This window comes from Micromonospora sp. NPDC023966 (assembly GCF_040639095.1).
In the GTDB taxonomy this organism is placed as follows: Bacteria; Actinomycetota; Actinomycetes; order Mycobacteriales; family Micromonosporaceae; genus Micromonospora.
On sequence record NZ_JBEZZJ010000076.1, the window covers coordinates 1 to 4,985 of the forward strand.

The following is a 4,985-nucleotide window of genomic DNA, read 5'->3' on the forward strand; positions in this document are numbered from 1 at the left end:
ATTTTCCGGGCCCCGGGGTCGGCCGCCCCCTCCCCCACCGGCACCCCCCCGACGTGGCACAATATGGGGCGGGGGGGGGCCCCCGCCCCCGGGGGGCCCACCACCAGGAGTTCCTTGATCTCGCCGGGTTGGGTGGACCTTGGTCTCAGCGGCCTTCGCTCGCTGGTGGTGACGAGGTCTTTTACCCGCCGCCACCAGCGGAAAGAACTTCCAGCTCCGGGTCCTGCGCAGAAGGATTTCTTTCGATCCGTGCCGTTGGTACTGTGCTGCCGTGCCACCCCCGCATACCGTCAGCGCCCCACCGGATGACCGCGCGCCGACCACAGAGTCCACCCGCCCCACCGTCCGACGACGAGAGACCGCGCGCTTCACCGAATCGGGTCTCGGGTGGCTTCTGCTGCTGCCGTCGGTCGTGGTCTTCGCGCTGTTCGTGTTCTGGCCGCTGGGCCGCACCCTGTATCTGTCCGTGCACGGCAACGACCTCTTCGGCGCCCCGTCGGTGTACGTCGGTGCGGAGCACTACCGGGAGATGCTGTCCGCCGACTTCGGCAAGGTGCTGGCCACGACGGGCCTGTTCACGCTGTTGTCCGTGGTGCCGGCCGTCCTGGGCGCGCTGTTCGTGGTGCTGCTATTGGAGGCGCGCATCCGGGGCGTACGGGTGCTGCGCACCGCGTTCGCGCTGCCCTTCGCCTTCTCGGTGGCGACCGCGTCGGTCGTCTTCGCCGTCATCTACAACCCGGCGATCGGCGTGGCGAACGGCGTGCTCGGATCCCTCGGGATCGACCGGGTCAACTGGCTCACCGACCCGTCGATCGCGCTGCCCGCCGTCTGCGCCGCGACGGTGTGGATGAACTTCGGTTACAACGTCCTCGTGCTCTCCGCCGGCGTCGCGGCGATCTCGCCCGAGGTGGTCGAGGCGGCGCGGCTGGACGGCGCGACCGGCTGGCGGCTGGCGTCCCGGATCACCGTGCCGCTGCTCTCTCCGCAGCTGTTCTTCCTCGTCGTGGTGTCGACGATCCACGCGTTGCAGAGCTTCGGACAGATCCACATCCTGACCAAGGGCGGCCCGGACCAGGCCACGACGACGCTGGTCTACTCGATCTACGAGAAGGCGTTCGCCTTCGGTTCCTCCGACTTTGGATCAGCCAGTGCTCAGGCCGTCGTGCTGCTGGTCGTCATGCTCGGCTGTACGGCCGTCCAGTTCGGCATCCTCGAGCGGCGGGTCCACTATCGATGAAGAAGTTCAGTTTCGGGCAGGCCGCCGTCTACGTCGTGCTCGGCCTGGCCGCGATCCCGGTCCTGTTCCCCATCTACTACGGCTTCGTCGGCGCCGTGATGGGTCCCGGTGACCTGGCGACCTACCCGCCCGCGCTGGTGCCGCACGAACTGCACTGGCAGAACATCAGCGACGTCTTCCGCTCGGTGCCGCTCGGTCGCTTCTACGTCAACTCCGCCGTCCAGGCCGGGGCCATCACGGTGGCCCAGATCATCACCAGCATCCTGGCCGCGTACGCCTTCGCGTTCCTTCGCCTGCCGGCGAAGGCGGTGACCTTCGCGTTGTTCCTCGCCACCCTCATGGTGCCGTGGGAAGCGATCATCATCCCCAACTACCTGGCCATCTCCGGCTGGGGCCTGGCGCGGGGCGGGATGACCTACCTCGGTCTCGTGCTGCCCTTCCTCGCTTCGGCGTTCGGCACGTTCCTGCTGCGTCAGGCCTTCCTGCAGTTCCCCACCGAGCTGCGGGACGCGGCGGCGATCGACGGGTGCGGTCACTGGCGCCTGTTGTGGCGGATCATCGTGCCGCTGTCCAAGCCGTCGATCGCGGCGGTCGGGGTCTACGTCTTCCTGTCCGCCTGGAACCAGTACTTCTGGCCGCTGATCCTGATCCGCGACTCGGAGTACCAGACGCTGCAGATCGGCATCTCGCAGCTCAACGACGCCGAGGCGGCGCAACCGGGCCTCGTCCTCGCCGGCGTCGCGCTGTCCCTGCTGCCCACCCTGGCCGTCGTGCTCTTCGGCCAGCGCTACATCGTTCGCGGCCTCACCGCCGGCGCGGTGCGTTAACTCTCAAAGAGGAGAAACCCGTGAGACACCCTAGGCTCCGCCGGAGCATGACGGCATTCGTCGCCCTTGTAGCCGCCGCCGCGCTGACGGCGTGCGGTGGTTCCGGGTCCGGCACCGATTCCGGCAAGGACGCGCTCGAAGCGCCCGGCGCGGAGGTGCTCGAGAAGGCCACCGACAAGACCACCATCGAGTTCTGGCACGGCATGAAGGGCGCCAACGCCGCGGCGATCGACAAGCTGGTCGCCGACTTCAACGCCCAGAGCGGTGGCAAGGCCGAGGTCAAGGCCATCTACCAGGGCAACTACGACGAGACGATCGCGAAGTACAAGGCCTCGGTGCAGCAGAAGAGCACGCCCGCGCTGGTGCAGATCTACGACATCGGCTCCCGCTTCATGGTCGACTCCAAGCAGACCGTGCCGATGCACAAGTTCATCGACAAGGACAAGTTCAACGCGGGCGACATCGAGCCGAACATCGCCAACTACTACTCGATCGACGGCAAGCTCCAGTCGATGCCGTTCAACACGTCCACCCCGCTGCTGTACCTGAACAAGGAGGCCTTCGTCCGGGCCGGCCTCGACCCGACGAAGCCGCCGCAGAACCTCGACGAGCTCGGGGAGATGGCGAAGAAGCTGACCGTCAAGGACGCCGGCGGCAAGACCGTCCAGTACGGCTTCGGCGCCGCCATCTACGGCTGGCTGGTGGAGCAGCTAATCGCCACCGACGGCAAGGAGTACTGCGACAACGGCAACGGCCGCAAGGGCCTCGCCACGAAGGTGCAGTTCGACCAGGAGACCGGCGTGCGCGTCGCGCAGTGGTGGGCGGACCTGGTGAAGGGCGGCTACGCGACGAACACCGGCCGCAAGACCGACGATGCCCAGGCTGCCTTCAAGGCCGGCACGGTGGCGATGCACCTGGAGTCCACGGGCGCCATGCGCGGCTACATCGACGCGGCCAAGGGCAAGTTCACCGTGCTCACCGCGCCGTACCCGAAGGCGAGCAGCTCGGCGACGGGCGGCCCGATCATCGGCGGCGCCTCGTTGTGGATCAACGGCGTCGGGCACAGCGACAAGGAGAAGCGGGCCGCCTGGGAGTTCGTGAAGTTCGCCGTGCGCGCGGACCAGCAGGCCAAGTGGCACACCGGCACCGGGTACGTGCCGGTCAACGCCAAGGCGCTCGACGAGCAGATCGACAAGGACTGGGTGGCGCAGTACCCGCAGTTCAAGACCGCCGTGGACCAGCTGCACGCACTGCCGCCGTCGGTCGCGTCGGCCGGCTGCCTGCTCGGCGTCATGCCGCAGGCCCGCAAGGCTTCCGAGGACGGCCTGGAGGCGGCGATCGTCGGTAGCAAGCCGGCCGACCAGGCGATGAAGGACGCGGCGGCGAGCGTCCAGCCCGCGATCGACAGTTACAACAAGTCGGTCAGCTGACCAGCATTCACCACCTCGGCGCGAGGGGCCGGCTCCGGCGGAGCCGGCCCCTCGTCGTCGCTGCTCCGGGTTCGGGGCGCTCAGACGGCGTACGCGTACAGGTCGACGATGGTGCCGTCGGCGCGGTGCAACCCTGCGGAGTCGCCGTGCGTGCCGTTCCAGAACGCCGTGGTGCGCCCGTTGTGACAGGCGGCCGGGTCGTCGTCGCCCGGGCCGGTGTGCACCCGCAGCAGCCCGCCCGGCGCGATGACGTAGCCGTCGCCCACCACGATCCGGTCGGACGCCTGGTTACGCAGGTACCAGCCGCTGACGTCCACCGGCTGGTCGGAGACGTTGCGCAGGACGACGTGCTCGCCGGGGGAGTGGTACCTGACGTCGGAGATGACCACGCCCGCCGCACCGGGCACCGGTTCGCCGCCGTGCAGCATCTCCTTCAGCGCGTACGGGTAGTTGGTGATCATGCCGGCGACGCCGAGGTCCAGGGCCCGTCGCCAGAGGGCCGGCGAGTCGACCGTCCACGGCACCAGCGCCATGCCCGCCTCGACGACCCGGGCGGCGTCCTCGGGCCGCAGCCGGCGGATGTCCGGGTTGACGGAAAAGATCCACTCGGCGAGGTCCGCCAGCCGCCCGCCGGCCGGCACCTCGTAGGTGATCAGCGAGACCGGGACGTCGGGAAGCTGCGTGTGGAAGTCCCGGACGGCCTGCTCGTCGAAGGACCCGACGATCAGCGGCCGCCGCCCAGCGCCCGGCTCGATCCAGTCGCGGCGCCCGCGTAGCCGCGCGGCGACCGCCGGCGCCAGCCCGGGGTTCAGCGCCGGCGACTTCAGCTCAAGGTTCAGGCCGACCCGGCCGTCGAGCAGGTCGAGCAGTTCGTCCAAGGTGAGGATGCGCTGGCCGGTGAACTCCTCCGCGTACCAACCCCCGACGTCGAGCTTCTTCAGCTCGGCGAGAGTGAAGTCGTGCACGTTCCACGGCGCGCGGTCGGCAAACGCCAGCCGGGCGTCGGTGGTGCGGGCGAGCGTCACATCGTGAATGATCACCAGCTCCCCGTCGGCGCTGAGCTGCACGTCGGTCTCGACGTAGTCGGCGCCCTCGGCGATCGCCAGCTCGAAGGCGGCGGCGGTGTTCTCCGGGGCCATCCCGGACGATCCCCGGTGCGCGTACGTCGCGGCCCGCCTGACCGGCGGGGTCGCGCCTGCCCGCGGAGCCGGCGCGACCGTCGGCCCGGCGTGACGGGTGGGCCTAGATGACGGACTCGTGCTCATCCAAGAACTCCCTGGGGAACGGGGTCGACGCCGTCGGCTTCCGCCTGACCCTAGTGCGGTGTCCACTAACGTTCACCGGGTGTCCGGTGGGTGTTGTGGATCCTCGCCTTTGGGCGAGCGACTCCCCATCGGGTGGTGGGGCGGGCCTCCGCGGGCCAACTGATCCTCGCGCCGCCTGGTGTGGGCGGCGGGGGTCACGTCGGGACTGGCCGGCACCGGGGAGGTG

At 69.3% G+C, this 4,985-nt stretch carries 4 protein-coding genes; 3 read left to right on the top strand and 1 reads right to left on the bottom strand.

What is annotated here, in order from left to right; translation table 11 throughout:
* The first annotated feature begins 271 nt into the window (after positions 1 to 271).
* From AB0F68_RS35060 to AB0F68_RS35070, 3 genes are read left to right on the top strand one after another with little or no spacing between them, the layout of a single operon-like run.
* Positions 272 to 1,237: a sugar ABC transporter permease gene (locus tag AB0F68_RS35060; RefSeq protein ID WP_357346160.1), complete on the top strand. Its 966-nt coding sequence runs from the start codon at positions 272 to 274 to the stop codon at positions 1,235 to 1,237.
* A complete protein-coding gene (locus AB0F68_RS35065) occupies positions 1,234 to 2,064 on the top strand; it encodes a carbohydrate ABC transporter permease (RefSeq protein ID WP_357346162.1) in 831 nt (276 codons plus the stop codon). The genes AB0F68_RS35060 and AB0F68_RS35065 overlap by 4 nt, the downstream gene beginning before the upstream one ends.
* Positions 2,065 to 2,111: 47 nt before the next feature.
* Positions 2,112 to 3,494 carry an ABC transporter substrate-binding protein gene (locus AB0F68_RS35070; RefSeq protein ID WP_357346164.1) on the top strand — a complete coding sequence of 461 codons (1,383 nt, stop codon included), beginning with the start codon at positions 2,112 to 2,114 and terminating at the stop codon, positions 3,492 to 3,494.
* An 80-nt stretch (positions 3,495 to 3,574) separates the two neighbouring features.
* On the opposite strand, the gene AB0F68_RS35075 is transcribed toward AB0F68_RS35070, so the two are convergent.
* Positions 3,575 to 4,759 carry a glycerophosphodiester phosphodiesterase family protein gene (locus AB0F68_RS35075; RefSeq protein WP_357346166.1) on the bottom strand — a complete coding sequence of 395 codons (1,185 nt, stop codon included), beginning with the start codon at positions 4,757 to 4,759 and terminating at the stop codon, positions 3,575 to 3,577.
* Between the last annotated feature and the right edge of the window lie 226 nt (positions 4,760 to 4,985).

Bases quoted from the DNA above. Each gene is read 5' to 3' on its own strand.
- AB0F68_RS35075 (WP_357346166.1), bottom strand. From the start codon at position 4,759: ATGAGCACGAGTCCGTCATCTAGGCCCACCCGTCACGCCGGGCCGACG.
- AB0F68_RS35070 (WP_357346164.1), top strand. From the start codon at position 2,112: ATGACGGCATTCGTCGCCCTTGTAGCCGCCGCCGCGCTGACGGCGTGC.
- AB0F68_RS35065 (WP_357346162.1), top strand. From the start codon at position 1,234: ATGAAGAAGTTCAGTTTCGGGCAGGCCGCCGTCTACGTCGTGCTCGGC.